This is a genomic window from Micromonospora sp. NPDC049900 (assembly GCF_044461025.1).
Classification (GTDB): Bacteria; Actinomycetota; Actinomycetes; order Mycobacteriales; family Micromonosporaceae; genus Micromonospora.
Map to the genome: position 1 here is coordinate 213,261 of NZ_JBITKM010000001.1, position 26,251 is coordinate 239,511.

Sequence of the window (26,251 nt, forward strand, 5' to 3'; positions counted from 1 at the left end):
GGCCGCCATCGGCGGACCGCCCCTTCGCGGTTGCTACGTCAGATCCGCTTGCCGTTGGCGGCGTGGAAGACGTGGCTGCGGCCGGTACGCGGCTTCACGAAGATCGTGTCGCCCATGTTCGGGCTGTGCTGCCGGTCGGTACGCACCACGAACCGCTCGGAGGAACCGTCCAGGGCGGCGTGCCCGTAGACGTTGGCGTCCGAACCGAGGTCCTCGACCAGCTCGACGACGACCGGCATGCCGCCCTCGGTCGGGCTGACGATGTCGCAGTCCTCCGGACGGAAGCCCACGGTGACCTTGCCGTCGCCGCCCTCGGCGCGGGCCGCCTCGGCCTGCTCCCGGGTCAGCGGGACGAACATCTCGGCGAACGACGCACCCTGCTCGGTGAGCGCCACGGTCTTGATGTTCATCGCGGGCGAGCCCATGAAGCCGGCGACGAAGACGTTGGCCGGGGTGTCGTAGAGCGCACGCGGGGTGTCCACCTGCTGGAGCACACCGTCGAGCATGACCGCCACCCGGTGACCCATGGTCATGGCCTCGACCTGGTCGTGGGTCACGTAGACGGTGGTGACGCCGAGCTTGGCCTGCAGCGAGGCGATCTGGGTACGGGTCTGCACCCGGAGCTTGGCGTCGAGGTTCGACAGCGGCTCGTCCATGAGGAAGACCTGCGGCTCCCGGACGATGGCGCGGCCCATCGCGACCCGCTGGCGCTGACCACCGGAGAGCGCCTTGGGCTTACGGCTGAGGTACTCCTCCAACTGGAGCAGCGCCGCCGCCTCCTTGACCCGACGGTCGATCTCGGCCTTGGAGGTCTTGCGCAGCTTGAGCGCGAACGCCATGTTCTCGTACACCGTCATGTGCGGGTAGAGGGCGTAGTTCTGGAAGACCATCGCGATGTCGCGGGCCTTCGGCGGGAGGTGCGTGACGTCCCGGTCGTCGATGTAGATCGCGCCGTCGTCGACGTCCTCCAGGCCGGCGAGCATGCGCAGGCTGGTGGACTTACCACAACCGGAGGGGCCGACCAGGACGAGGAACTCCCCGTCGCCGATCTGGAGGTCGAGCTGGTTGACCGCCGGGCGTTCGGTGCCCGGGTAGATCCGGGACGCCTTCGCGTACGTGACCGTAGCCATGAGGGGGTGCGCTTCCTTTCACCGGCAGGAACGTGCCGGACGATCCGAGTGAAGGAGCGACCGGCACGGGAGACCCGGACCGGCGCGACGGACGACGTGAGGAAAACCCCGGTGTCGCCCGTGTCACTGCACGGTAAACGGCTTTCGCCGCGATGCCAAGGTTCGGGACGATGCATGGGACTGAGAGCATTCGCATTCCGGTCACTCGGGCACGGTCGGACACGAATCGACGCCCGCGGGTCGGGATGTTGACGTTTCCCGTGCTCGGGACCCCTGCCGAGCGGGAAAAGCAGACGTCGGTCGCTATGCTGACCGGGAAACAACGCCCCTGTAGCTCAGCTGGCCAGAGCACCCGCCTTGTAAGCGGGATGTCGCCGGTTCGATCCCGGCCGGGGGCTCCATCCGTATCGCGCACGGAACACCGGGCGACACCTCGTCGTGGCCGGGCGTTCAGGCGGGCTGGTTACCGTCCGCCTGAACGCCCCCGCCACCCCCCAGGGACACCCACACCGTGCACCACGCCAACCACTACTACGGGCACTCCCACGTGCTGGCCCGCTACTGCGGACTCGACGACCGGGAGCCGCCCCGGATACCCGGCTACCTGCAACACGGCTGGAACATCGGCGACGGGATGGCCCCCGACCACGAGTTCGTACCCGGGGTCCCGCTGTTCCTCTGGTCCGAGCGGACGCGCCGCCGCGCCTGGTCCCTCGGGCACCGGCGGACGTACGTCCTCGGTGCGCCGTTCGCGTACCTGGCCGCCCTGACGCCCGCCGGACCGTCCCGGCGCGAGGGCACCGTCTGGTACCCCTTCCACGGCTGGGAGGGGCAGCGGATCCTCGGCCACCACGGCCGGCTGGTCGACGAGATCCGGGCCGAGGAGCCGGGTCCGGTGACGGTCTGCCTCTACTGGCAGGAGTACCGGTCGACGCGGGTCCGCCGATACTACGAGCAGGCCGGGTTCCGGGTCGTCTGCCACGGCTACCGGGGCGGCCGGTGGACCGACCTGGACCCGGCGTTCCTCGGCCGGCAGCTCGCCGAACTGCGTCGGCACCGACGGGTCGCCTCCAACCGGCTGTGCAGCGCGATCCTCTACGGCGTCCTGGCCGGTTGTGAGCCCGCCGTGTACGGCGACCCGATGCGACTGGCCGGGGAGGCCCCCGTCTGGGGCGGCCAGCAACGCATCCGCCGCCAGTGGGCCGACCTGCACGGTCCCCGGGTCGACGTCACCGTGGCGCGCGCGGTCGCCGACGCCGAGTTGGGCGCCGACCGCCTGTTGACCCCCGCCGAGTTGCGCCACCTGTTCCGCTGGCCGACGCCGGCCGCCGTACCGGCCCCGCCGGATGTCCCTGCGGGCGTACCGGCACCGCTGCCCGCCGCAGGCGCGCGGCGGGGTGCGGGGGCGGCGTCCGGCGATCGGAGTTCGGCATGACCCCCGGAAGCCCGCGGCTGCTCGGCGGCGAGATGCTCGGCTGGTCCGACCTCGACGGGTCCCGTGGGCCCGGCCCGGTGGGCGGGCCCACGCTGGCCGCGCTGCTGACCGCCGTCGGCGGACGCACCCTGGTGGTCGGACCGCACCATCCCGACCTGCTCGACGTGGTGCCCTCGTCCGACCTGACGATTCTGGTACGCGGACTGGCGGACGCCGAGACGCTGGCCGCCCGGTACGCCGATCGGCCGGAAGTGCAGGTGTGCTGCGGCAGCCCCGAGAAACTGCCCGCCTCGCCGCAGTACGACAACCTGGTGGCCCTGGACGGGCTGGGGCGGCTCGCCTCGGTGGAAGGGCCGGAGCTGAGTTGGACCGACCTGTTCGACCTGCTGACGTCGATGCTGCGCCCCACCGGCCGACTGCTGCTCGGCGCGGAGAACCCTCTCGGGCTGCACCGGTTGCCGTTTCCGCCGCCGCCACGCACCGACTCGGACTGGGCCGCACCGGACGACGAGTACGACCACACCCGTCCCGCCGGTCTGCCCCGGCTGCGGGATCGGCTGGCCGCGTCCGGCCTGTGGACCGTCGGCACCTGGGCCACCTTTCCGTCGCCGCGAACGCCGACCGCCCTGCTCGGGTCCGCCCTGCTGGCCGACGCCGACCTGACCGGCTTTCTCCAGGCCACCCTGAGCACGACCCAGCCGACCGGAGCCGCCGATTCGGACCGGCCGATCCCGGTGCCGCCGTTCGCCGATCCGGCCCGGCTGACGGCGTTGGCCGTCCGGCACGGGGGTGCCACGGAGTCGGCCCCCGGCTGGGTGGTGCTGGCCGAGCGCCTGGCCGCCGCCGACTCCACTTCGGACCTGTCCGACGAGGTCACCGATCAGGTCGAGGGTCGGCCTCCGGCGGGGGTGCTGATGCGGGACGGTCAGCGTCGAGAGGTCCGCCGTGGTCCGGCCGTCGGATGGCGGTTCGCCGACGGGACGGTGGTGCCGTCGGGGCGTACCGTCGAGGACCTGGCCTTGACCGCGACGGCCCGGCGGGATCTGCCCGGGTTGCGTGCGCTGCTCACCGGCTGGCAGGCCGGTGCGGTGGCGGACGTGCCGGCGGACCAGGTGGTGGTCGCACCTGACGGCGCCTGGCACGCCGTCGTGGCGGCCGGGTCGGCGGGGGTCGAGCTGCGGGAGGCCGGGTCGGTGCGGGTGCTGCACCGGTTGGCGGCCCGGACGGCCGATGCCGGGCTGGCGCACCTCCTGCCGTCCGGTGAACTGGCGGCCACCCTGGCCGTCCTGGCGGGGCGGGATCCGGAGTCGTTCGCCGACGACCGTGTGCAGACCACCGCACGAGGGTGGCGGGAGTTGCTGATCGACCGGGACGAGCTGGCGTGGAAACTGGGCGAGGCCCGAGCCCTGGCGCAGTGGTACGAACGGACGCTGGCCGAGCGCGACCACGAGTTGACGCGGCTGCGGCGGATCGTCTCGCTGCTCAGCGGCACCCCGACCGCCCGCGTCGCCCGAATCCTGCTGGCCGGTGCCAGGTCCGCCCGCCGCTCCGCCCTCCACCACCTACGCCGCCCCACCTGACCCCCTACACCCCCATCCCTGCCCGGCCCTCTCGGCGCGTCGATCATGGAGTGGTGGTGAGTGCAAATCAGGCTCAAGGGTGCGTATCGCTCGCCGCACCTCCATGATCGATGGGGGAGGGGTGGGGTGAGGGGGCGGTCAGGCTGGTATAGAGGGATTCCAGGGTGTGGCTTTGGCGGTGGAGGTCGAAGCGGGCGGCGGCGTGGCGGTGGGCCGCTTCGCCGAGGCGCTGGCGTAGCGGGCTGTCGGTGAGTAGTCGACGGAGGTTGGCGGCCAGGGCAGGCGGGTCGGCCTCGGGACCGAGCAGGCCGGTCACCTCGTGCCTGACCGCTTCGGGAATGCCGCTGTGGTACGTCGACACCACCGGTACGCTCCGGCTCGCCGCCTCCAGGATCGTCGTCGGCAGGCCCTCGGTGTCGCCGTCGGCGGCGGTACGTGACGGGGCGGCGAGCACCCGGGACCCGGCGATGTGCCGCAGCACCTCGTCCGGTGGCAGCGCCCCGGCGAATGTCGCGTCCACACCCGAGCGCTCGGCCTGGGCGCGTACCCGGGCGAGCAGCGGGCCGGTGCCGATGAGCAGCGTGCGGGGGCGCAGGTCGGCGAGCAGGCCCAGCGCCTCGACGAGGTCGTCCACGCCCTTCTTGTCGACGAAGCGGCCGACGAAGACCACGTCCCAGTTCTTCGGGCCGGTCGGCGGCTCGGCGGGTACCGGCACGCCGGTGTGGTGCACGCGTACCTTGGCCGGGTCCGCGCCCAGTTCCAGCGCCCGGTCGCGGATCGGGCCGGAGACGGCGAGGATCAGCGCGGCCCGGTCGAATGCGGTCCGGAGGTGGCGTCGGTGCCGGGCACCCCGCCAGCCCGGGGCGGTCGGTTGGCGGGTGACGTCCAGCCCGTGCAGGGTGATCACCAGCGGGATGCCGAGCCGGGTGGCGGCACGGCTGACCAGCCAGCCGTCCCCGCCGAAGTGGGCGTGGACCACGTCGGGCCGCAGTCGGGCCAGCAGCCGGCGCAGTCGGGGCAGATCGCCGGTCAGTCGCAGCCGGAGCCAGTCCCGGCGACCACGGGGGGTGTCCGGGCAGAGCAGCACGTCGGTGTCCCGGCTCAACGGCGAGTCGACCCGGATCGCGCCGAGGTAGACCGCACGCCAGGTGGGCAACGTGTCGCCCTGGTGGCGGACGAACGTCTCCGAGCCGGGCAGCAGGCAGCTCCGCCAGATCACGGCGACCCTAGCGTCCGACATCGGCTCCGAGCTCCGTGGCCACCGGGATCGCGGCGGAAGGTGAGGCTGTGGCGGAAGGCGGGGCCGGGCGTACGGTCCGGCGGGCGAGGATCCGGTCGCGTACCCGGTGGCGCAGGGCCGGTGGGATCAGCCAGATCTGCGCGAAGGTCAGATAGTCGACCAGGCCGGGGCTGCCGTGTCGACGTGCCTCGGCCAGCAACAGGCGGAAGACCCGGAGGCTGCGGGTGGGTGCGGCCATCGAGCTGATGATGCTCATCGTGATCGCCGCGTACGCGCGTGGGGTGATCAGCGGCCGGATGCCTTGCAGCCAGGCGAGTTGGGCCTCCCACGGCGAGCTGAGGCTGATCCGGGGCCGGTCCTCGTCCTGGTGCCAGAGCACCAGCGGCTCGGCGGCGAAGACCAGCTCGACGTCGGGGTGGCCGGTGGCGCGGACGGTCCAGTCGAGTTCCTGCTGCCGACGGAGGCCGACGGTGAACGGCACCCGCCGTAGCAACTCGGTCGGCGCCATGATCGTCGAGGTCTGGATGAAACCGTCACCGTGGAACAGGCCCCGGCGCACGGTCAGGTACTCGCTGATCGGCTCGCCCGGCTCGGGTAGCCGACGGGGCAGGACGAACTCCGCCCGGGGCGTCTTGTTGATCAGGCGGCTGGCCACCACCGGGCTGGACACACGGCTGCGTCGGGCGACGTCGAACTGAACGGCGAGCTTGGTGGGCAGCCATTCGTCGTCATCGTCGAGCAGGGCCGTCCACGGCGCGCGGGCCTCGCGTATCCCCGTGTTGCGGGCGTTCGGCGCGCCGCCCCGGCCGGGCAGCTCCACCACCCGTACCCGGGGGTCCCCGATCTCGGCGAGGGCCGCGCCGGTCGCGGCGTCCGGTCCGTCGACGACGACGATGACCTCGATGTCGGTCACCGTCTGGGCGAGGACGCTGCGGACCGCGCGGGTCACCAACGAGGGTCGGGCGAAGGTCGGCACGACCACGCTGACCTGGGGTGTGAAAGCCATGATCACCTGTTCGCTCGGCCGGAAAGGAGACGCGCACACCGACGCTGTCAGGCGTGGGCGGCCCGTCGGTGAATGCCGGGCAGCTACCAGGCGTACAGCTCGGGTCACCGGACGGGCGGCGGGCGCGGCCACGGTGCGGGTTACCCTCAGGCCGTCGGCAGGAGGGGGTCGGTGATGGCAGACGCGGAACTCGTCGTCGAGGTGACCGGCGCGGTGGCCACGGTGGTGATCCGCAACCCGGGCCGTCGCAACGCGATGACCACGGCGATGTGGCGGCAGCTCCCGGTGCTGCTCGACGGCTTGGAGGCCGATCCGGCGGTACGCGTGCTGGTGCTCACCGGCGCCGACGGCACCTTCTGCGCCGGTGTCGACCTCGGTGATCTCGACGAGGTGCTGAACCCGGGCGACGGCAACGTGGTGGACGTGGCGGAGCGACGGCTGGCCGACTTCGCCAAGCCGACCGTCGCCGCCGTGCGGGGTGCCTGCGTCGGCGGTGGTTGCCTGCTGGCCGTCGCCTGTGACCTGCGGCTGGCCGCCGACGACGCGCGGTTCGGCGTACCACCGGCGCGGCTCGGCCTGGTCTATCCGGCGCCGGCCACCCGGCGGCTGACCCGGCTGGTCGGCCCGTCGGCGGCCAAGCACCTGCTCTTCACCGGCGAACTGGTCGACGCCGACCGGGCGTTGCGCACCGGCCTGGTGGACGAGCTGCTTCCCGGCGCAGACCTGGCCGTCCGGGTCGCCGGGCTCACCGCGACGATCGCCGAACGCTCGCAGCTCAGCGTCGCCGCCGCCAAGGAGATCGTGGACGGTCGGGCCGGCGTCGCCCGCATCGCCTGGTGGCACGGGCAGGCGCGGGACAGCGGCGAGGCCCGGGAGGGCGTCGCCGCCTTCCACGAACGCCGACCGGCCCGCTTCGGCTGGACCCCGCCCACGGCCGGCTGACCGGGCCGGTCAGGGCCGGGCGAGCAGGCCCCGGGGGCGTACCGAGTGGATCGGCTCGGCCGCGCCGCCCTCGGCCCGCAGGATGTGGTTCGCGGCCAGGATGCCGGTTGCCGCGGACCGCTCCATCAGCGCGCTGGGGAAGTCGGTGCGGATGCCGTCGCCAGCCAGGTACAGCCCGGCGGCCTCGGTGCGGACGCCGGGCCGTCCGGGCTGGCTGCCGGGGGTGAAGGCGGGTGCCTTGGCCTCCACCCGGGCGCGCCGCTCGCGGATCCGCAACCGGTGCGTCTCCGGCCAGAGCGCGCCCAGCTCGGCCCACATCCGGTCGGCCAGATCCTCGGCGGACACGTCCGGATCGCAGGCGTACGCGTGCAGCTCGACCACCGAGCCGCCGTTCTGCGCCGCCCAGCGTCGCGGCTCCTCCTCCAGCCGGTGGTACAGGGTCACCGAGTCCAGGGTGGACTGCCGGGACACCCCGTTGAAGGTCGCCCGACCCGGGTCCACGTCGCCGTCGCACCAGTGCCTCGCCACCGCGTACGGCGGACCGGGCCGACCGTACGCGGGCATCGCCGCCGCCAGGGCCGGTGCCGCCTCGGCCAGGGCCGGGGAGGCGGCGACCAGGTCGGCCAGGGCCGGCGGGTCGAGGGCGAGCACCACGTGCCGGGCCGGGTACGAGCCGTCGTCGGTGCGTACCCGCCAGCCGGTGCCCTCGCGGTCCACCGTGGTCGCCGCGACGCCGGTCTGCACCCGTCCGCCGTGGCGCTCCAGGTGACGGGTCAGCGGCTGCCAGATCGCGGTCGCGTAGTCCTCGTCCGGGCAGTCGAAGGCCAGCCCCTCGGGGTTGCCGAGCAGATAGAAGTGGAACTGGGCGATCATCTCGGCGGCCGACATCTGCCCCTCGTGGTTGAAGAACGAGTGCGAGAAGACCTCGAAGAGCATGGCCCGGGCACGGTCCGGCAGCCGCAGCGAGGTGAGCAACTCGTCGGCGGTGCGGTGGTCGAACTCGGCGTACGTGCGCTCCGGGTGGTAGGTCAGCAGCGGCAGGGCGGCGTCGCGGTCCATCGTGCGCAGGTCACGCAGCCGCAGGCTGGGGCTGCGGGCCAACAGGGTGAGCAGGTTGGCCGGCGGCGCGGGTGGCAACCGTCCGAACTCCTCGGTCGGCCACTGCGCGCTGAGCACCGGGTAGCCGGGCACGGGTCGCAGGAAGCGGAGCGTCGGATCGACGCGGCGCAGGATGTTGCGCCAGTTGTAGTACTGCCGGAAGAAGGCGTGGAAGCCGTGCTCGTCGACCTGCCCGGTGCCGTCGGTCAGCGTGTCGGGCCAGGCGCCGAGCCGTCCGCCGAGAGTCGGCGCGGCCTCCAGCACCGTCACCTCGACCCCGCGTTCGGCGAGCACCACCGCCGCCGACATTCCGGCGATGCCGCCGCCCACCACCACCGCGTGCACCGGACGCGGCACGCGGGTCGCGCCACCGCCGCCCGGGTCCACCTGGTGCGGCCGTACGCCGATGAGCCGACCGAACGCCTGTGACAGCTTCACACCGCACCTCCAGATGACCTCTCAGTCTGCCCGAGCGCACGGCATCGCCGTGGGTATGGGTGTAAGGAAGGGACCCTTGTAATACACGAGGCGTTAGCAGGGGGCCCTTCCTTTCACCGGTCCTTTCACCGGTCGGAGGTCGGCCAGACGTACTCGACGTCGGTGGGGGTGTCGTCGCCGAAGATCGGGCGGTAGTGCTCGGGATCCTTGCGCAGCAGCGACGAACGGTGGCTCAGGTGCAGGTCGGCGCGGCCCAGCCAGGGCGGCAGCTCACCGGCCTCGGCCAGTTCCGGTTGGGTACGGACCCGCTCGATGCCCCGGGCGGCGGCGAGGTCGGCGGTCAACGTGGTGGCGCAGGTGTCGGCCCGTCCGGTCGCACACCAGACCGCGCAGACGTCAAGCCCGTAGCGGGTGAGGGCCTCCTCGTAACCGGTCCACATCTTGACGGCGGGATGGTGACGCCAGCCGTACCCGGGGCGGGTCAGACCGCGCAGCACCTGGATCGCCTCCACCCGCTGCTTGCCCAGCCGCCGTTGATCCAGCGCACGGGCACTGGCCAGGAAGTCCGGGTACGGCAGGAAGGTCTGCATGGGGCTGCCGTACCCGTCCTCGACCCGGACATGCCGGGAGAGGACTTTCATGATCGTCGCGGGGCTGCGCGGAATGCGATCGGCTGTTTACGATGCGAAGCATGGCGGAGCCGCTGCTCGATCGCGCTCGGCGGGCAGGCCGCCGGTTGCGGGTCAACGGGGAGCCGCGGGCGCACTACGTGGTCTGCGGCCAGGACCCACTCGCGTACTGGGTGGTGCGGGCGATGCTGGCCAGCGAGACGCAGGCCGGGCGGCTGCGGATCACCCTCATCGTGCCCGAGCGGCAGCGGTCACCCGGCCCGGACGGGCGTGACCTGCCCGGCATCGAGGTGATCCCGGCCGACCGCCTGGACGAGGCCACGTTCCGCCGGGCCGGGCTGGCCGGGGCGGCCGGGCTGGCCCTGCTGCACCAGGACGACGTGGGCAACATGCAGGCCGCCCTCTGCGCACAGGAGGTCGAGCCCCGGCTGCGGCTGGTCGTCCGGATGTTCAACACCGGCCTGGCCAACGGCGTACGACAGATCTTCCCCGACTCGTCGGTGCTCTCCGACGCCTCGATGGCCGCCCCGGCCTTCGTGGCCGCCGCGCTCGGCGAGGTCGCGCCGACGCACTTCCGGCACGGCGGTCGCACGCTGTACGTCGCCCGCCGCGACGACGTACGCCCGAGCGAGATCGTCTGCGGGGTGGCCGACACCCGTGACGCCCAGCAGGACCTGGTGCTTCCGGCCGACGACGAGGACGCCGACGTGGTGCTCGCGGAGGCCGTGGGCCGCCCGGCCGGCACCGAGCTGGCCGCCCGCCGGCTGGTCCGGGCGCGGCGTCGGCGACGCCCGGTGGCGATGTTCCTCGGGGCCGTGCGGGGCTTCGCCACCCGCAAGATCGGCATCGCGGTGATCGTGCTGCTCGCCGTGATCGCCGCGCTCGGCGGGCTCTACGGGTACGCCGCACACGTCCCGTGGGCCGACGCGCTCTACCTGACCATGGTCACCACACTCACCGGGCAGGACCCGGACACCGACAAGGGCGGTGCCGAGCAGGTCATGCAGGTGGTGCTCAACCTCGCCGGGCTGGCGTTGATCCCGCTGATCACGGCGGTGGTCGTCGACGGCGTGGTCCGGGCGCGGCTGGCCCTGCACGCCGGGCGGAACTTCATCGAGCGTTCCGGGCACGTCGTGGTGGTCGGGCTGGGCAACATCGGCACCCGGGTGATGGCCCAGCTCAACGACTTCGGCGTCGAGGTGGTCGCGATCGACAGCAACGCCGACGCCCGGGGTGCCGGGTTGGCCCGGCGGCTGGGCGTACCACTCGTGGTGGGCGACGCGGCGCAGGAGGAGACGCTGCGCGCCGCCTCGGTCGCCACCTGCCAGGCGCTGGTGGTGGTCTCCACCGACGACGGCGCCAACCTGCGGGCGGCACTGAACGGCCGCACCATCAACGACCGGCTCCGGGTGGTGCTGCGACTCTTCGACGGCGACTTCGCCGAACGGGTCCAGCGGGCCTTCGGCATCGGCACCTCACGCAGCGTCTCCTACCTGGCCGCGCCCTCGTTCGCGGCGGCCCTGCTGGACCGCGCGGTGATCGCCACCATCCCGGTCGGCCGGCACGCGTTGCTGGTCACCGAGGTCGCGGTGGCGGCCGGCTCGACGCTGGACGGCCGGACGCTCGCCAGCGTCGGCCGACCGGGCAGCGTCCGGTTGCTCGCGCACGCGAAGGTCGGGCAGCGACTCGACTGGTCGCCGGACCGGCGGATGGTGGTCTCGGCCGGGGACCGGCTGACCGTGATGGCCCGCCGCGCCGGGCTGAACTCCCTGCTCCGCGAGGTCGCACCGCCCGAGCCGGAGCCACCGGCACCGACCGGCCCGCCGGTGCCGCGCGCGACCGACGAGTAACGGTCCACGGACTCTTCGCCGACTCGTCGACGACGAACGGCGCACGGTCTGGTTCACGTCGGTCGGCACCGGCCATCCACGCGAGACGGCGTGACCGGGCCGGGTCAGGCGTGACCGGGGCGCAGGGCGTACCAGGCGGCGCCGAGGGCCAGCCCGCCGAGGCCGGCCAGCACGCTGGTCAGGGGCAGGTTGACCGCGAGCACGACGCAGCCGACCAACCCCACCACGGCGAGTGCCCGCACCGGCAGTCTCCGTGCCGGGTCCGGTCCGAGGGTCAGCGCCGCCGCGTTGGTGATCGCGTAGTAGACCAGCACGGTGACGCTGGAGAAGCCGATCGCGGCCCGGACGTCGCCGAGCGCCACCACCAGGATCACCACGGAGGCGACGGCCAGTTCGGCGCGGTGCGGCACCCGGTGTACGGGGTGCACGGCGGCCAGGGCGGCGGGCAGGTCGTGACGGCGGGCCATCGCCAGCGTGGTGCGGCCCACCCCGGCCAGCAGCGACAGCAGCACCCCGGTCACCGCGACGGTCGCCCCGGCGCGGACCACCCAGGCCAGGCCGGGCTGCCCGGCGGCGCTGACCACGTCGGCCAGCGGCGCGGTGGATCCGGCGAGCCGGTCCGGCCCGAGCACCCCGAGCGTGATCACGGCCAGCACCAGGTAGACCACCAGCACCAGGCCGAGCGCCAGCGGTACCGCCCGTGGAATGGTCCGCTCCGGCTCGCGTACCTCCTCGCCGAGGGTGGCGATCCGGGCGTACCCGGCGAAGGCGAAGAAGAGCAGCCCGGCGGCGGTGAGCACACCCCGCGCGGAGCCGCCGGACTGGTCGATCCGGGCGATCTGGACGCCGGTCGCGCCGGCCACCGCGACCAGGGCCAGCACCGCCAGCACGACCAGCACCAGGACCCGGGTGGCGCCGGCGGTCTTGGTGACCCCGCGCAGGTTCACGCCGGTGACCGCCACGACGGCGGCGACGGCCACGAGCCGGGCCTGCCCGGGCCAGAGGTACGCCCCGACGGTCAGCGCCATCGCCGCGCAACTGGCCGTCTTGCCGACCACGAACCCCCAGCCGGCGACGAATCCGGCGAACGGACCGAGTCGTTCCCGCCCGTAGACGTAGGTGCCGCCGGATTCCGGATAGCGGGCCGCCAGCCGGGCCGAACTGGTCGCGTTGCAGAACGCCACGGCTCCGGCCAGCGCCAGCGCGACCAGCAGCCCGGTGCCGCCGGCTGCCGCAGCGGCCGGGGCGAAGACCACGAAGACGCCCGCGCCGAGCATCGACCCCAGACCGATGACGACCGCGTCCGGTACGCCCAACCGCCGTGCCAACCGTTCCACGGCGGCAGCCTAGGGGCGTTCGGTGAACGGAGCGCTCCAATCGCGTAGCCGACCGGGGAGCGGCAGCCCGTCCCAGGGCACCCGGTGCAGCAGCCGGTCCAGCAGCAGGCCCAGCAGCAGGGCGGCCAGCCCGTCGGTGAGCCAGTGGAAGTTCAGATACGTGGTGGTGACCAGCAGGATCGCCGGGGGCGCGTACCGGACCAGCCGGTAGAGGCCGGTCGGGAGCCGGCCGGCGGCCAGCGAGAGCAGCAGGACGGCGATCACGCCGTACCAGACGATGGCGTTGGCGACGTGGCCCGACGGGTACGACAGCGAGTAGGCGTCCGGTGGCAGCTCGTGGAAGATCCGTACCGCCTCCTCCGGTGCCAGGTACGGCTCCTTGACCGAGGCGGTCGGCGCGGCCCGGTCGGTCCAGAGCTTGAGCGGGCCGATCGTCAGCATGGTGCCCACGAAGGCGGCCCCCACCAGCAGGAACGGCCGGATCGTACGGCGTCGCCAGGCCACCGCCACGGCCAGTCCGCCGGAGAGCGGCAGCAGCAGCCCGCCGCCCTGACCGAGCAGGTTGAACGCCCGAGCGGTCCAGTACAGCGGGGTCGGTGCGTGTGTGAAGGCCCACTCGCTCACCGCGAGGTCGAGACCGTAGAACCGGCCGGTGGCGAGCACTGCGGTCAGCGCCGCGAACCCGGCGACCAGCAGGGCGTCGAACCACCAGCCGGCCGGGCGTACCGGCGCCGGGCGCAGCCTCCGGGGTGTCGTTTCCCGCACCCCGCCACGCTACCGGCCCACCCGGACGGACGGACCGCGCCTCCGCCTCGGCACTGTGGGGCCGACCACGCGGGGAAGCGTTCCGGGCGGGAAGCCGTCAGACTTGAGGCCGTGCGGATCACTTCGGCCCTCGTAGACCCGGCGTTGCTCGACCTGCCCTGGTCGACACCGCTGGAGGAGTGGCCGGCCGAACACCTGGTCGCGCTTCCGCAGGGCATCTCCCGGCACGTCGTGCGCTTCGTCCGCCTCGGCGGTTTCGTCTACGCGGTCAAGGAGACCGGCGAGCGGGTGGCCGAGCGGGAGTACGACCTGCTGCGCGCGCTGGAACGGATCGACTTCCCGTCGGTGCAGGCGGTGGCGATCGTCGCCGACCGGCAGTCCGACGCCGGTGAGCCGCTCGACCCGGTGCTGATCACCCGGCACCTCCAGTTCTCCCTGCCGTATCGGGCGTTGTTCTCGCACACGCTGCGGCCGGAGACGATGGGCCGACTACTGGACGCGCTCGCCGCGTTGCTGGTCCGGATGCACCTGACCGGCTTCTTCTGGGGCGACTGCTCGCTGTCGAACACGTTGTTCCGCCGGGACGCCGGCGCGTTCGCCGCGTACCTTGTCGACGCCGAGACCGGGGCGCTGCGCAGCGCACTCAGCAACGGTCAGCGTGGTGAGGACCTGGAGATCGCCCGGGTCAACATCTTCGGCGAGGCGCTCGACCTCGCCGCCGCCGGTCTGCTGCACGACTCGATCGACCCGGAGGTGGTCTGCGAGGAGGTCGTGCAGCGGTACGAGCGGCTCTGGCACGAGATCACCTACGAGCAGCAGGTGGAGCGGGACGCCCGACACGACGTCGAGGGTCGGATCCGGCGACTCAACGAGCTGGGCTTCGACGTGGCCGAGGTGGCCATGTCGACGATCGACAACGGGCGGTACCTGATCCGGCCGAAGGTGGTCGACGCCGGCTACCACCACCGGCGGCTGCTCCGGCTCACCGGCCTGGACGCCGAGGAGAACCAGGCCCGCCGGCTGCTCAACGACCTCGACGCGTACCGGGCGGAGAGCGACCTGATCGACGAGCAGCAGGCGGCGCACCGCTGGCTGACCGAGGTGTTCGAGCCGGTGGTCCGCGCCGTGCCCGCGCACCTGCGGCGCAAGCTGGAGCCGCAGGAGCTGTTCGCGCAGATCATCGAGCACAAGTGGCTGCTCTCCGAGGAGGCCGGCCGGGACGTCGGCATGCGGCACGCGGTGCACTCGTTCCTCGGCGACGTGCTGGTGCACCGCCCCGACGAGCAGGCGGTGCTCGGCGTGGAGATCCCGGCGCCCCGCTGACCGACCGGGTCACTCGACCCAGTCGCCGCCGCGCATCACCCGGACGACCCGCAGGTCGTCGTCGAGCACCACCAGGTCGGCGCGCAAACCGACCTGGAGGGCGCCGACCTGGTCGGCGAGGCCGATCGCGAGAGCCGGCGTGGTGGACACCATGCGGACCGCGTCGGCTACCGGGACTCCGGCAGCCACCGCGTTGCGCAGTGCCGCGTCCATGGTCAGGGTGCTGCCGGCGATCGCGCCGTCGCGGGCCAGCCGGGCCTCGCCGCCGGTCACGGTCACCGCCTGCCCGCCCAGCTCGTACTCGCCGTCGGGCATCCCGGCGGCGGCCATCGCGTCGGTGATCAGCGCACAGCGCTCCGGGCCGGCCGTGCCGGTGGCGAACGTCAACGTGCCCTCGTGCAGGTGCACCCCGTCGGCGACCAGCTCGCACACCACGTTCGGGGCGGTCAGCAACGCCACCACCGGCCCCGGCTCGCGGTGGTGCACCGGACGCATCCCGTTGAACAGGTGGGTGCCGACGTTCGCCCCGGCCGCCACCGCCGCCACGGTCTGCTCGTACGTGGCGTCGGTGTGCCCGACCGCGGCGACCACGCCGTGCCGGGTGAGCAGCTCGATGGCCTCCAGCGCTCCCGGGCGTTCCGGGGCGAGGGTGACCATCCGGACCGCCCCGTCGCCGATCTTGATCAACTCGTCCAGTTCGTCGGTGGACGGGTCACGGAGGAACTCCGGGTTCTGCGCGCCGCACCGGGCGGCGGAGAGGTACGGCCCCTCGAAGTGGACACCGGCCAGCACCCCGTCGCCCACCAACGGCGCGAACGCGGTGGTGGCCGAGCGCATCAGCTCGAACGGCGCGCTGACCAGGCTGGCGAGCAGGCTGGTGGTGCCGTGCCGCAGGTGGAACGCGGCGGCGGCCCGGGCCTGGTCGGCGTCGCCGGTGGTGAAGGTGTGCCCGCCGCCGCCGTGGGTGTGCATGTCGACGAAGCCGGGCACCACCCAGTGACCGTCCCGGACCGACGGGTACTCGGCGACAGCGCTGATCCGGTCACCCCTGACCTCGACGCAACCCTGCCGGATCACCCCGCCCGGGGTCACCACCCTGCCGTTAACCCGTTCGGTCATCACGTCTCCAACTGGTCGAGGGCGAGCAGGGCGGCACCGAGGCAGCCCGCCTCGTCGCCGAGGGCGGCCGGGACCAGCCGTGGCTCCCGGTGGAACGTCAGCCGGTCCCGCAGCGCCGTACGCAGCGGATCGAACAGCCCGGCACCGGCCTGGGCGAGCCCACCGCCCAGGACGATCGTCTCCACGTCGAAGAGGGCCTGGCCGGTGGCCAGCCCGTCGGCCAGCGCCACGACGGCGTCCCGCCAGACCCGGCCGGCGAGCTCCTCGCCGGCCGCCGCGCGGGCGGCCACCTCGGCGGCGCTGACCATCGTCGGCGGCGTACCGGGACCGGTGGCGGACCCGCCGTCCGACCCGGCGCGCCCGGTGGTGGCGGCGCTCGACCCGGCGTGTCCGGCGGCGGACCCGTCGGTCGCCGGCGTGGCGGCGGACCCGGCCGTGCCCGGTGCGGCGGTGAGTGCGGCGTAACGGCGGGCCACGGCCGAGGCGGAGGCGATCGACTCCAGGCAGCCGGCCCGGCCGCAGCCGCAGGGCGGGCCGTCCGGGCGGACCAGGATGTGGCCGAGCTCCCCGGCCGCGCCGTGCGCGCCGGTGGCGGCCGACCCGGCGACCACGTGCGCGGCGGCGATGCCGGTGCCGATGGCCACGAACAGCACGTGCCCCGCGTCGCGACCGGCGCCGAGGCGGGCCTCGGCGAGCCCGCCGGCCCGCACGTCGTGCCCCAGCGCCGTGGGCAGGCCGAGCCGTGCCGTGGCCAGCTCCCGCAGGGGTACGTCCCGGAAGCCCACGTTCGCCGACCAGACCGCGACCCCTCGGGCCTCGTCGACGACGCCCGGGACCACGATGCCGAGTGCGGCCGGGGCGAGGCCGTCGGCGCGGGCCTTGTCGGCCAGCCCCTCGGCCACGGCGAGGATCGTGTCGACCACCGCCTCGGCACCCCGGTCCGCCTCGGTGGGGTGCCGTTCGGCGTGCACCACGGCACCGTCGGGCCGGATCAGCGCGCACTTCATCCCGGTGCCGCCGACGTCCAACGCGACGACGACCCGCTCGTGGTCAGCGGTCACGTGAGTACCACGGACCTGCTCAGGTGCCGGGGTGCGTCGGGGTCGAGCCCGCGACTGGTGGCCAGGGCGACGGCGAAGCGTTGGGCCAGGATCAGGTCGGCCATCGGGTCGACCGGCGTACGTCCGGCGGCCCAGCGGCCCAGCACGGTCCGGACGCCGTGGGTGCGGCTGTGCGCGAACGCCGCACCGGTGGCGGCGACGTCCTCGGGCAGCCCGTCGGGCAGCTCGCCGAAGGCCCAGACCAGCCGGCCGGGTGCGGCCACCGAGATCGGACCGTGCCGGTAGTCCATCGCCGGGTACGCCTCGGCCCAGAAGGTGGCCGCCTCGCGGCACTTGAGCGCCGCCTCCTGGGCCAGTCCGATGGTCCAGCCCCGGCCGAGGAAGGTGACCTGCTCGATCAGGCTCGGGTCGATCGGCAGCGGGGCGCGGACCGCGACCTCCGCGTCGGCGACCAGCGCGGTGATGTTGTCGCCCAGGTGGGCGCGGAGCAGCGCCAGGGCGGTGGTGGGGAAGCGGGTCTGGATGACCGAGCGTTCGTCGGCGAAGGGCATGGTGACGCTGGCGTCGGCGATCTCGACCGCCGGGGAGGCGGGGTCGCCGACCAGCACGGTGGTCGGGATCCGTCCGCGTACCGTGGTGAGCAGGTCGAGCACCTCGGTCGTGGTGCCGGAGCGGGTGATCGCCAGCAGCCGGTCGTACCGCCGGTCGGTGGGGAACTCGCTGGCCTGGAAGGCGTCGGTCTCGCCGTGCCCGGCGGCCTCGCGGCGGGCCGCGTACGCGGAGGCCATGAACCACGAGGTGCCGCAGCCGACGACGGCGACCCGTTCACCGGTGCGGGGTAGCCGGTCGACCACCGAGGGAGCCAGGTCGGCCGCCTGGCGCCAGCAGTCCGGCTGACTCGTGATCTCCGCGGAAACGTAGGTCATGAGAACTCCTCGCAGGCCGGCTCGCTGCCCGGGGGCAGCGTGTCGCGTCGTGCAGTGCGTCGCGCGGTGCACCTTTGCAGCGCAACGGCGGTCCGGTGCGCAGTGCAACGTGTTGCGCGATGCAGCTCACTGCGCAATACGGCTCGTTAACCGCATCTTTCGAGCGCCATTCTGCTCGAAACGCGGTGGTAATGGCAACCGCAGGGGTGAACGCGCAGTCGGAGGTTTTGCCTCATCGTAGTTTCGCGCACTACTGTGCACGCAACCAATCACGGATCGTGCAGTGACGGAGGCTCCGGGGTGGACCGCTACGCGAGATGGAACGCCCTGCTCGAAATGCTGACCGACTCCGGTCGGGTCACCGTCGAGGAGGCCGCCGAGCGCCTGGACGTCTCGCAGGCCACCATCCGCCGCGACTTCGACCAGCTCGCCCAGCAGCAGATGATCACGCGTACCCGGGGCGGCGCGGTCGCCAACGGCGTCTCGTACGACCTGCCGCTGCGGTACAAGACCGCCAAGCACTCCGCCGAGAAGCAGCGCATCGGCACCGCCGCCGCGGCGCTGGTGTCACCGGGCACCGTGGTCGGCCTCAACGGCGGCACCACCAGCACCGAGGTGGCCCGGGCGCTGGCCGTCCGCCCGGATCTCAACACCAACGCCGAGGGCGCGCAGTTGACCGTGGTCACCAACGCCCTGAACATCGCCAACGAGCTGCTGGTCCGCTCCCGGATGAAGGTCGTGGTGGCCGGCGGGGTGGTGCGGCCGAAGTCGTTCGAGCTGGTCGGGCCGTTGGGCGGGGCGCTGCTGCGCGAGGTCACCCTGGACGTGGCGCTGCTCGGCGTGGACGCGATCGACCCGCAGCTCGGGGCCGCCGCCCATCACGAGGGTGAGGCGGCGATGAACAACCTGATGGTGGCAAGGGCCAAGCGGGTCGTGATCATCGCCGACTCGTCCAAGTTGGGCGGTCACGCCTTCGCCCGCATCTGCCCGGTCGACCGGGTCGAGACGCTGGTCACCGACTCGGGTGCGGCACCCGGGGTGGTCGATGCCTTCCGGGCTGCCGGCGTGCACGTCATCTGCGCCTGACCTGCAAGGAAGGGCACCTTTCCATCGTCTGCGGTAGAGCAGGGGACCCCTGCTTGCAGAACGCCCGGCGTGGCGGTGCATACCGGGTATTGCCTTCCGCTGCATACCGCGTATGGTGTCGTCGTCGCCCACACACCAACGGGGGAGGTGCAGCTTGCCGGCTGTCCTGGAAATCGAAGGTCTACGAAAGACGTACCGGAGCCGACGACGTGGCACCCGCAACGCCTTGGACGGCTTCGACATGCGCGTCGAGGCGGGGCAGGTGCACGGCTTCCTCGGCCCCAACGGGTCGGGCAAGACCACCACACTGCGTACGCTGCTCGGCCTGATCCGGCCCGACGGCGGTCGGATGGCGATCCTCGGGCACGAGGTGCCCGCAGCGTTGCCGCAGGTCGCCGGTCAGGTCGGTGCGATCGTGGAGAGCCCGCAGTTCTTCCCGCACTTCAGTGCCCGGGACACCCTGTCGCTGCTGGCCGGCGCCGGTGACGTGCCCGCGCAGCGGGTCGACGAGGTGTTGGAACTCGTCGGCCTGCGTGACCGGGCCGTCGAGCGGGTCAAGACGTACTCGCTCGGCATGAAGCAGCGGCTCGCGGTCGCCTCGGCGCTGCTCAAGAACCCACGGCTGCTGATCCTGGACGAGCCGGCCAACGGCCTCGACCCGGGTGGCATCCGGGAGATGCGCACCCTGATGCGCAACCTCTCCGAGTCCGGCATGACGGTGGTGCTGTCCAGCCACATCCTGGGCGAGATCCAGCTCATCTGCGACTCGGTCACCATCATCTCGCTGGGTCGGCGGGTCGCCTTCGGCCCGGTCGACGAGGTGCTGGCGCAGCACTCGTCCGGCGGGGTACGGGTCCGGCTGGAGGCCGTGACCGACCTGCCGGTCGCCGCCGCCGCGCTGACCCGGGCCGGCGTACGGGTCACCACGAACGACGACCACCTGATGCTCGCCGGAGTGGACAAGCCGGCCACCGTTACCCGGCTGCTCGCCGAGCAGGGCCTCTACGTCAGCGAACTCGCACCGATCGCGGTGGACCTGGAGAGCGTCTTCCTCGAACTGACCGCCACCACACCGGTCCCCGGTCAACACCGGCAGGTCGACCAGTCCGTACGAATGGATGGGGCGGCACCGTCCGCGCCCACCGCAGGAGGTTGGGGCGCGTGAGTCTCTTCCGTACCGAGTTGCGCAGGTTGGCCAAGCGGCGCTTCGCCCGCTTCATGACGGCCGGTGGCCTGCTGGTGCTGGCCCTCGTCGTGGTCGGCATGTTCCTCAGCAATCAGAAGATCGGCGCGGACCAGTGGGCCGAAGCCGAACGCGCCGCCGACCGGCAACACCAGGAGCAGGTCCGCGGAGCCGAGCAGGAACGCGCCGCCTGCGAGCGGGCCAAGGCGGCAGGCGAGGAGTTCTGGACGGACGACTGCGCCGACATCAGCCCGCCGTTGCGCGAGGACATCCAGGCGGAGTGGTTCCTGCCCTCGACGTTCGACTTCCGGGAGAGCTTCGGCGACATGCTGATCCCGCTCGCCGCGATCCTGGCCCTGATCGGGTTCGTGGTCGGCGCCTCCTTCGTCGGCGCCGAGTGGAGCACCGGCGGGATGATGAACCTGCTGCTCTGGCGACCGAAACGGCTGACCGTGCTGCTGACCAAGCTGGGCGCGCTGCTCACCGGGCTGCTCGCCCTGGCGCTGCCCGCCACGGTGGCCTGGTTCGGCAGCCTGTGGCTGGTCGCCAACCTGCGCGGCAGCACCGCGGAGATGACCTCCGGCGTCTGGCAGTCGTTCCTGCTCACCGGGGTGCGCGGCATCGTGCTGGCGCTGGTGGCGGCGACCGTGGGCTTCGCCCTGGCGTCGCTGGGTCGGCACACCGCGATGGCGCTCGGCGGGGCGATCGGAGTGCTGGTGGTCGGTCAGGTGGCGATCGCCATGCTGCTGAGCATGATCCAGGTGCGCTACCTCGACGCGTGGCTGCTGCCCACCTACGCGTACGCCTGGATGACCAAGAAGGTCGAGCTCCAGGACTGGCGCTCCTGCAACGACTCGTACAGCGGCATGTGCGAGCCGGCCACCCTCGACATCACCTGGCAGCACTCGTCGGCGCTGTTCACGGTCGGCGTCGTGCTGGTCCTCGGCGGGGCGCTCTGGGCGATGCGCCGCCGCGACATCAACTGACCCGTCCGGGCTGCGACACCACTGCCGTCACCGACCTCACCGCCGGTGGTGGCAGTGGTGCCTACGCGTCCAGTGCGTCGGGTGATGGCCCTGGTTAGGCTGGTGGGACCCGGTCGGCGCGGCTCGTGCCGGCCGCCCCTCGCAGAGGAGCCCCATGCAGCCCGCCGACGCCGCGCAGAGCGCGGAGACCGGCCCGGACGCCGTCACGGTGCCGCCGCCACGGTCCGCCCCCGAGATGGAGTCGAACCCGGCGCCGGACACGGGTGCCGATGAACCCGACGACACTGCGGCGGAGGGTGCCCGCGAGGCGGCCGGAGGGCTCGGCGAGCGGGATCGCGAGATCCTCGCCTTCGAACGCCAGTGGTGGCGGCACGCCGGTGCCAAGGAACAGGCCATCCGGGACCGCTTCGGGCTCTCCGCGACCCGCTACTACCAGTTGCTGAACGCGTTGCTGGACAACCCGGCCGCGCTGGCCGCCGATCCGGTGCTGGTCGGCCGGCTGGCCCGGTTGCGCGCCTCCCGGGCGCGGAACAGGCGCCGCTGACCCGGGAAGAATGTCGGGCCGTCCGGCGGGTAGCCGGGGCGCGGAGGTGGCGACGATGACCGGAGCCGGCCCGGCGCGATCGAGGCGTACCGCACAGGTGACGTATCCGAGGACGGACACCGGGCTGCCCGAGGCCGTCGCCGAGGAGCGTCGGCGGGGCCCGGCGGTCGGTGCCGCACCGATCATGCGGGTACGCTCCGCGTCCGCCCCGCCACCCGGCCGGACGGTCAACGAGGATCTGGTGTTCCGGTTCGGCCCGCTGGTCGGGGTACTGGACGGGGCGACCGTGCCGGAGGGCTTCGACACCGGCTGCGTACACGGGCCGCAGTGGTACGTCCGGCACCTGGCCGCCCGGCTGGGGCTGGCCGAGGCGGCCCGTCCGGCGGCGACGCTGGTGAGCAACCTGGCGGCGGCGATCCTGGCGGTCCGCTCCGACCACGGCGGGCAGTGTGACCTCGACCACCCCGGTACGCCGTCGAGTACGGTGTGCCTGCTGCGCGACGGCGGCGACCAGGTCGACTACCTGGTGCTCTGCGACAGTCCGCTGGTGCTCGACATCGGCGGCCGGGTCGGGGTGGTCACCGACGACCGGCTTGCCGCCTCGGTGGCCCGCCTGCGTGCCGTCGCCACCGCACTGCCCGACTCCGCCGATCGGGCGACCCGCTTCCGGCACGCCGTCACCGCACAGCGCGAGCAGATGAACCGTACGCACGGTTACTGGGTCGCCGCCGCCGATCCGGATGCGGCGTACCAGGCGGTGGTCGGCACCCTCCCGTTGCGTGGCCCGGAGGCGCTGCGACGCGCGGTGCTGCTCAGCGACGGCGCCTCCGCCGCCGTCGAGGAGTTCGGCCTGTTCGACTGGGCCGGCCTGCTGGACGTGGCTTCCACCGGCGGACCGGGCGCGCTCGTCGACCTGGTCCGGGCGGCCGAGCGGGACCACCCCGACCGGCTGCGCCGGCACAAGCCGGCCGACGACGCGTCCGCCGTCTACTGCGAATTCACTCCGCCGGACGACAGCGGAGCGTGAGGTAGTACGAAATCCGGTCCGACCGGTCGAACCCGTCCGCCGGAGGGGTCGGTCGACGCGGACCGGGTGGACTTGCGGCGCCGGGCGCGGGAGACTGCGGCACGTGACGGGTGCGGTCCGGTTGGAGCCGGTAGACGAGAAGAACCTCGAACCGTTGCTCTCCGTGGCGGCGGCTGAGGCGGAACCGGCCGAGGTGATGCCGCCGGTGGAGGCACCGGCGGGCTGGTCGCACGCGCGACGGGAGGCGTTCCGGGAGTTCCACCGGGCGAGCTTCGGCGGACTCGACGGGCCCACCCGCACCGCCATGTACGCCATCCTGGCCGGTGGCGAGGTGGTCGGCATGATCCGGATGACCCGGCGTGACGCCCCGGACACCGTCGAGGTGGGCATGTGGCTGGGCCAGTCCGCCCGGGGCCAGGGCATCGGGCGTGCCGCGCTGTGCGAGCTGATGAACCTCGCGCCGGACGTCGGGGTGCGGACCGTGGTCGCGGACACCACCACCGACAACCACGGTGCGCTGTACGTGCTGGAGAGGTGCGGCGCGAAACTGCGCGAGGACGGCGACCGGGTGTACGCCGAGATCTCCCTCGACCCCGCCCGCTGACCCCACCCCCACCGCCTCGTCCCCACCGCCTCGCCGGGGGTAGCCCGGGGGCAGGGTGGGTCAGGTGCGTTGGTCGGCGTATGCGGCGAGCCAGGCGACCTGGGCGGGGTCCAGGGACGGGCGTACCCGGGCACGGGCCGTGGCGACGTGGTCGGCGGTGACCGTGGCGGCGGTCAGCGACTCACGCATCGCGGCCAGCGCCGCCTCCCGGACCAGCGCCGCGCAGTCGGCGGCGGAGAAACCGTCCAACTCCGCGCCGAGCGAGGGGAGGTCGACGTCCTCGGCGAGCGGTACGTTGCGGGCGGCGGCCCGCAGGATCTCCGCCCGGGCCTCGGCGTCCGGCGGCGGCACGTAGACCAGCCGTTCCAGCCGCCCGGGACGTAGCAGCGCCGGGTCGACCAGGTCCGGGCGGTTCGTCGCGCCGATCACCACCACGTTGCGCAGCGACTCGACGCCGTCCATCTCGGTGAGCAACGCGGCCACCACCCGGTCGGTGGTGCCGCCGTCGCTGGCCTGGCCGCGCACCGGAGCCAGGGCGTCCACCTCGTCCAGGAACACCAGCGTCGGCGCGGCCTCCCGGGCCCGCCGGAACAGCTCGCGGACCGCGCGTTCGCTCTCGCCGACCCACTTGGACAGCAGTTCGGCACCCTTGACCGAGAGCACGTTCGCCCGACCGGACCCGGCCAGCGCCGTCACCAGGAACGTCTTGCCGCAGCCGGGCGGGCCGTAGAGCAGCACGCCACGGGGTGGCTGTACGCCGAGGCGGGCGAAGGTGTCCGGGTAGGTCAGCGGCCACAGCACCGACTCGGTCAACGTCTGCTTGACCTCGACCAGGTCACCGACGTCGTCGAGGGTCACCCGGGCCAACTCCAACGTGGACGCGGCCATGCTGGTCGGCCGGACCACCTCCAGGGCGGCGGTGAAGTCGGCCTTAGCGACGGTCGGGTTCTCCACCGACTTCTGCCGCAGGGCCGCGCGCACCCCGGCCTCCCGCACCAGCGCGGCCAGGTCGGCGGCGACGAACCCGGGGGTACGCCCGGCGACCTCGTCCAGCCGTACGTCCTCGGCGAGCGGCACCGGGCGGGTCAACACGGTGAGCTGTTCCCGTCGCAAAGCGGCGTCGGGCAGCGGAACGTCGATCCGTAGCGAGAGCAGGTCCGGGGCGCGCAGCGCCGGGTCCACGGCCTCCGACCGGCCGGTGGTGCAGACCACCGCCGAACCGGCCCGGATGATCTCGGCCAGGCACTGCCGGAACACGGTCGCGACCGGGCCGGGACTGTCCGCCGGGGCCAGCGCCTCCACGTCCGAGACCAGCAGCACGGCCGGGCCACCGGCGACCACCTCGGCGGTCACCGCCCGGAGCCGGGCCGCGGCCGAGGTGTTGCTCAGCGCCGCGACCTCGGGCGCCCAGAGCTGGTGCACCCGGGCACCGACCTGCGCGGCCACCGCCCGGACCAGCGCGGACTTCCCCGAGCCGGCCGGGCCGGCGACGAGTACGCCGAGCGCGACGGTGGTGCCCAGCCGGCCGAGCACCTCACCGTGGTGGAAGCCCAGGTCCAGCAGCTCGGTCAGTTCCTCGGCCTGAGAGCGCAGGCCGGGCAGCTCGTCCACCGAGGGGATCTGCTCCTCGTGCACCTCGCTGCCGGTCCAGACCTCGGCACCGGTCTCCGCGTCGGCGTCGGTGCGGTCGCCGACCACCGTCGTACGCCCACCGGCCGCTCGCCCGCGCCCGGCGGAGACGGCGGTCGCCGACCGGCGGACGTCGGTCTCACCCCGGGTCTCCGGACCGTGCTCCCAGCCGACCAGAGTGTCCATGGTGACCAGCGCCCCCGGGGCCGGGTCGGCGTCGACGACGCGGAGCAGCGTGCTGGTCCAGGCGTACCCGACCCGGGTGGAGAGGCTGCGTCGGGCCGCCTCGACGAGCGTGCGTGTCGAGGCGTCCGGCAGGACGTCCTGGGGCAACAGGGAGACGTCGTCCCCGGCGGTGACCACCTTGCCGAGCAGCGCCAGCCGCAGCATCTCCGGGGAGACCACCGCGACGATCTGGGCCGGGCCGGAGAGCAGCACCCGGCGGGCGGCGGTGACCGGGGCCGCGCTCACCGTGACCTCTCCGCCGTCGCGGACACCGAGGTTGCCCAGCGTCAGGTCGTCGGCGTGCAGCAGACCGGCGCCGGAGCCCGGCTCGGCCTCGGCGGCGATGCCGGCGGTCACCCGCCGGCCGGCCAACCGGACCGGATCACCGGCCCGTAACCCGAGCGCGGTCAGCGCCTCGGGGTGCAGTCGGACGATGCCACGCCGGGCGTCCAGCGCGGCCGGACGCAGACTCGCGATCAGGGTCAACTCGGGTTCGCCCACCCGAGCGACCCTAACCGGCCCGGTCACCCCACGTGCGGTCAGCCCGGCGGATCCTCACCGGTGAGCAGGGACGGGTCACGACGGATCAACTCGGCCAGCCGGGCCGCCGGGTCCGGCTCCGGGGCGTCCGGAGGGCCGGACCACCCGGCCGCGTCGCTGGTCGGCATCGGCCAGGCCGGCGGTGGCGTGGCGGGCTGCCCGCTGACCGCGATCTCCTGGCCGACCCAGGCCACCCGCAGGTCGTACGCGGTGCCGTCGTGGTCGACCCGGGCGGTGACGCTGCTGCCCGGATGTGCCGCGACCACGGCGCGCAGCGCCTCGGCGACCTCCTCCGCGACGTGTCGCGGCGGCGTCGCGGGTACGCGTTCCGGCGCGCCCACCCAGCCGGGTCCCGCGTTCCGGCTGTCCGTCCGGCTCACCGTCGCACCGGGCGGCACGTCCGGGCCCGGATCGGGCTGGTCGTCGGCCGACGGATCCGTGGACCGGCGGCGCAGCGCCTCCTCGCGCCGACGCATGCGGGCCAGTGTCTCGTCCAGTCCGCCTCTCATCCGCCTCACCCCTTCCCACGAGCGGCCGTGAGCCGGTCG

22 protein-coding genes, 1 tRNA gene and 2 pseudogenes are annotated in these 26,251 nt (G+C 73.3%); 12 read left to right on the forward strand and 13 right to left on the reverse strand.

The window, feature by feature from the left end; genetic code table 11:
• Positions 1-38: 38 nt before the first annotated feature.
• A complete protein-coding gene (locus ACIBMZ_RS00970; protein ID WP_396689886.1) occupies positions 39-1,130 on the reverse strand; it encodes an ABC transporter ATP-binding protein in 1,092 nt (363 codons plus the stop codon).
• A 324-nt stretch (positions 1,131-1,454) separates the two neighbouring features.
• Between ACIBMZ_RS00970 and ACIBMZ_RS00975 the strand changes: the two genes are divergently transcribed.
• The 3 genes from ACIBMZ_RS00975 to ACIBMZ_RS00985 all read left to right on the forward strand — a co-directional run bounded on the left by ACIBMZ_RS00975 (position 1,455) and on the right by ACIBMZ_RS00985 (position 4,145).
• A tRNA-Thr gene (locus ACIBMZ_RS00975) sits at positions 1,455-1,531 on the forward strand.
• A gap of 110 nt (positions 1,532-1,641) precedes the next feature.
• Complete coding sequence (locus ACIBMZ_RS00980; protein ID WP_396689888.1) at positions 1,642-2,565, forward strand: hypothetical protein; 924 nt, start codon at positions 1,642-1,644, stop codon at positions 2,563-2,565.
• Positions 2,562-4,145: a hypothetical protein gene (locus tag ACIBMZ_RS00985; protein ID WP_396689890.1), complete on the forward strand. Its 1,584-nt coding sequence runs from the start codon at positions 2,562-2,564 to the stop codon at positions 4,143-4,145. Before ACIBMZ_RS00980 ends, ACIBMZ_RS00985 begins: the two co-directional genes overlap by 4 nt.
• Positions 4,146-4,218: 73 nt before the next feature.
• Here ACIBMZ_RS00985 and ACIBMZ_RS00990 read toward each other — a convergent pair whose 3' ends face one another.
• Positions 4,219-5,385, reverse strand: coding sequence for a glycosyltransferase (locus ACIBMZ_RS00990; RefSeq protein ID WP_396689891.1), 1,167 nt, complete (start codon positions 5,383-5,385; stop codon positions 4,219-4,221).
• Complete coding sequence (locus ACIBMZ_RS00995; RefSeq protein ID WP_396689893.1) at positions 5,372-6,391, reverse strand: glycosyltransferase family 2 protein; 1,020 nt, start codon at positions 6,389-6,391, stop codon at positions 5,372-5,374. Before ACIBMZ_RS00995 ends, ACIBMZ_RS00990 begins: the two co-directional genes overlap by 14 nt.
• Positions 6,392-6,565: 174 nt before the next feature.
• On the opposite strand from ACIBMZ_RS00995, the gene ACIBMZ_RS01000 reads away from it, so the two are divergent.
• Entirely contained in the window at positions 6,566-7,333 is a 768-nt protein-coding gene (locus ACIBMZ_RS01000; RefSeq protein WP_396690946.1) for an enoyl-CoA hydratase/isomerase family protein, read from the forward strand.
• A gap of 9 nt (positions 7,334-7,342) precedes the next feature.
• Here ACIBMZ_RS01000 and ACIBMZ_RS01005 read toward each other — a convergent pair whose 3' ends face one another.
• The gene (locus tag ACIBMZ_RS01005) at positions 7,343-8,869 is read right to left on the reverse strand and encodes an FAD-dependent oxidoreductase (RefSeq protein WP_396689895.1); all 1,527 of its coding nucleotides are present in this window, start codon (positions 8,867-8,869) and stop codon (positions 7,343-7,345) included.
• 125 nt (positions 8,870-8,994) lie between these two features.
• A complete protein-coding gene (locus tag ACIBMZ_RS01010; protein ID WP_396690947.1) occupies positions 8,995-9,459 on the reverse strand; it encodes an MSMEG_6728 family protein in 465 nt (154 codons plus the stop codon).
• Between the two features lie 92 nt (positions 9,460-9,551).
• Here ACIBMZ_RS01010 and ACIBMZ_RS01015 point away from each other — a divergent pair, with 92 nt between their 5' ends.
• The gene (locus ACIBMZ_RS01015) at positions 9,552-11,348 is read left to right on the forward strand and encodes a potassium channel family protein (protein ID WP_396689897.1); all 1,797 of its coding nucleotides are present in this window, start codon (positions 9,552-9,554) and stop codon (positions 11,346-11,348) included.
• A 104-nt stretch (positions 11,349-11,452) separates the two neighbouring features.
• Here ACIBMZ_RS01015 and ACIBMZ_RS01020 read toward each other — a convergent pair whose 3' ends face one another.
• On the reverse strand, positions 11,453-12,685 hold the full coding sequence (locus ACIBMZ_RS01020; protein WP_396689899.1) for an APC family permease: 1,233 nt from the start codon (positions 12,683-12,685) through the stop codon (positions 11,453-11,455).
• A 9-nt stretch (positions 12,686-12,694) separates the two neighbouring features.
• Entirely contained in the window at positions 12,695-13,426 is a 732-nt protein-coding gene (locus ACIBMZ_RS01025; RefSeq protein WP_396690949.1) for a phosphatase PAP2 family protein, read from the reverse strand.
• A gap of 135 nt (positions 13,427-13,561) precedes the next feature.
• Here ACIBMZ_RS01025 and ACIBMZ_RS01030 point away from each other — a divergent pair, with 135 nt between their 5' ends.
• On the forward strand, positions 13,562-14,773 hold the full coding sequence (locus ACIBMZ_RS01030; protein ID WP_396689901.1) for a DUF4032 domain-containing protein: 1,212 nt from the start codon (positions 13,562-13,564) through the stop codon (positions 14,771-14,773).
• A gap of 9 nt (positions 14,774-14,782) precedes the next feature.
• On the opposite strand, the gene nagA is transcribed toward ACIBMZ_RS01030, so the two are convergent.
• Genes nagA through ACIBMZ_RS01045 form a run of 3 tightly spaced genes read right to left on the reverse strand, consistent with a single transcriptional unit; the run spans position 14,783 to position 17,879 of the window.
• Positions 14,783-15,892, reverse strand: coding sequence for an N-acetylglucosamine-6-phosphate deacetylase (gene nagA / locus ACIBMZ_RS01035; protein WP_396689902.1), 1,110 nt, complete (start codon positions 15,890-15,892; stop codon positions 14,783-14,785).
• Positions 15,892-16,953 (reverse strand): ROK family protein, encoded by a 1,062-nt coding sequence (locus ACIBMZ_RS01040; protein WP_396689903.1) that lies wholly within the window; start codon positions 16,951-16,953, stop codon positions 15,892-15,894. The genes nagA and ACIBMZ_RS01040 overlap by 1 nt, the downstream gene beginning before the upstream one ends.
• Positions 16,950-17,879 carry an SIS domain-containing protein gene (locus tag ACIBMZ_RS01045; RefSeq protein ID WP_396689905.1) on the reverse strand — a complete coding sequence of 310 codons (930 nt, stop codon included), beginning with the start codon at positions 17,877-17,879 and terminating at the stop codon, positions 16,950-16,952. The genes ACIBMZ_RS01040 and ACIBMZ_RS01045 overlap by 4 nt, the downstream gene beginning before the upstream one ends.
• A 300-nt stretch (positions 17,880-18,179) precedes the next feature.
• On the opposite strand from ACIBMZ_RS01045, the gene ACIBMZ_RS01050 reads away from it, so the two are divergent.
• The 6 genes from ACIBMZ_RS01050 (at position 18,180) to ACIBMZ_RS01075 (ending at position 23,309) form a co-directional block, all read left to right on the forward strand.
• Positions 18,180-18,965 carry a DeoR/GlpR family DNA-binding transcription regulator gene (locus ACIBMZ_RS01050; RefSeq protein ID WP_396689907.1) on the forward strand — a complete coding sequence of 262 codons (786 nt, stop codon included), beginning with the start codon at positions 18,180-18,182 and terminating at the stop codon, positions 18,963-18,965.
• Positions 18,966-19,119: 154 nt separating this feature from the next.
• Positions 19,120-20,130: an ATP-binding cassette domain-containing protein gene (locus ACIBMZ_RS01055; protein ID WP_396689908.1), complete on the forward strand. Its 1,011-nt coding sequence runs from the start codon at positions 19,120-19,122 to the stop codon at positions 20,128-20,130.
• Positions 20,127-21,134 (forward strand): ABC transporter permease subunit, encoded by a 1,008-nt coding sequence (locus ACIBMZ_RS01060; RefSeq protein WP_396689910.1) that lies wholly within the window; start codon positions 20,127-20,129, stop codon positions 21,132-21,134. The genes ACIBMZ_RS01055 and ACIBMZ_RS01060 overlap by 4 nt, the downstream gene beginning before the upstream one ends.
• 154 nt (positions 21,135-21,288) lie before the next feature.
• Positions 21,289-21,678: a DUF3263 domain-containing protein gene (locus tag ACIBMZ_RS01065; RefSeq protein WP_396689912.1), complete on the forward strand. Its 390-nt coding sequence runs from the start codon at positions 21,289-21,291 to the stop codon at positions 21,676-21,678.
• Between the two features lie 55 nt (positions 21,679-21,733).
• The gene (locus ACIBMZ_RS01070) at positions 21,734-22,705 is read left to right on the forward strand and encodes a hypothetical protein (protein WP_396689913.1); all 972 of its coding nucleotides are present in this window, start codon (positions 21,734-21,736) and stop codon (positions 22,703-22,705) included.
• Positions 22,706-22,808: 103 nt separating this feature from the next.
• Positions 22,809-23,309: a GNAT family N-acetyltransferase gene (locus tag ACIBMZ_RS01075; protein ID WP_396689915.1), complete on the forward strand. Its 501-nt coding sequence runs from the start codon at positions 22,809-22,811 to the stop codon at positions 23,307-23,309.
• Between the two features lie 60 nt (positions 23,310-23,369).
• On the opposite strand, the pseudogene ACIBMZ_RS01080 reads toward ACIBMZ_RS01075, so the two are convergent.
• The 3 genes and pseudogenes from ACIBMZ_RS01080 to ACIBMZ_RS01090 all read right to left on the reverse strand — a co-directional run.
• Positions 23,370-24,929: pseudogene (locus tag ACIBMZ_RS01080) on the reverse strand (AAA family ATPase); the annotation flags it as partial.
• A gap of 149 nt (positions 24,930-25,078) precedes the next feature.
• A pseudogene (locus tag ACIBMZ_RS01085) lies at positions 25,079-25,664 on the reverse strand (ATPase); the annotation flags it as partial.
• 38 nt (positions 25,665-25,702) lie between these two features.
• Positions 25,703-26,212, reverse strand: a complete 510-nt coding sequence (locus ACIBMZ_RS01090) for a hypothetical protein (RefSeq protein WP_396689917.1) — start codon at positions 26,210-26,212, stop codon at positions 25,703-25,705.
• Positions 26,213-26,251 lie beyond the last annotated feature (39 nt).

What these genes read in the sequence shown, in the direction of transcription:
- ACIBMZ_RS00970 (WP_396689886.1), bottom strand. Translation starts at nt 1,130, where the DNA reads ATGGCTACGGTCACGTACGCGAAGGCGTCCCGGATCTACCCGGGCACC.
- ACIBMZ_RS00985 (WP_396689890.1), top strand. Translation starts at nt 2,562, where the DNA reads ATGACCCCCGGAAGCCCGCGGCTGCTCGGCGGCGAGATGCTCGGCTGG.
- ACIBMZ_RS00990 (WP_396689891.1), bottom strand. Translation starts at nt 5,385, where the DNA reads ATGTCGGACGCTAGGGTCGCCGTGATCTGGCGGAGCTGCCTGCTGCCC.
- ACIBMZ_RS00995 (WP_396689893.1), bottom strand. Translation starts at nt 6,391, where the DNA reads ATGGCTTTCACACCCCAGGTCAGCGTGGTCGTGCCGACCTTCGCCCGA.
- ACIBMZ_RS01000 (WP_396690946.1), top strand. Translation starts at nt 6,566, where the DNA reads ATGGCAGACGCGGAACTCGTCGTCGAGGTGACCGGCGCGGTGGCCACG.
- ACIBMZ_RS01010 (WP_396690947.1), bottom strand. Translation starts at nt 9,459, where the DNA reads ATGCAGACCTTCCTGCCGTACCCGGACTTCCTGGCCAGTGCCCGTGCG.
- ACIBMZ_RS01015 (WP_396689897.1), top strand. Translation starts at nt 9,552, where the DNA reads ATGCGAAGCATGGCGGAGCCGCTGCTCGATCGCGCTCGGCGGGCAGGC.
- nagA (WP_396689902.1), bottom strand. Translation starts at nt 15,892, where the DNA reads ATGACCGAACGGGTTAACGGCAGGGTGGTGACCCCGGGCGGGGTGATC.
- ACIBMZ_RS01045 (WP_396689905.1), bottom strand. Translation starts at nt 17,879, where the DNA reads ATGACCTACGTTTCCGCGGAGATCACGAGTCAGCCGGACTGCTGGCGC.
- ACIBMZ_RS01065 (WP_396689912.1), top strand. Translation starts at nt 21,289, where the DNA reads ATGCAGCCCGCCGACGCCGCGCAGAGCGCGGAGACCGGCCCGGACGCC.
- ACIBMZ_RS01070 (WP_396689913.1), top strand. Translation starts at nt 21,734, where the DNA reads ATGACCGGAGCCGGCCCGGCGCGATCGAGGCGTACCGCACAGGTGACG.
- ACIBMZ_RS01090 (WP_396689917.1), bottom strand. Translation starts at nt 26,212, where the DNA reads ATGAGAGGCGGACTGGACGAGACACTGGCCCGCATGCGTCGGCGCGAG.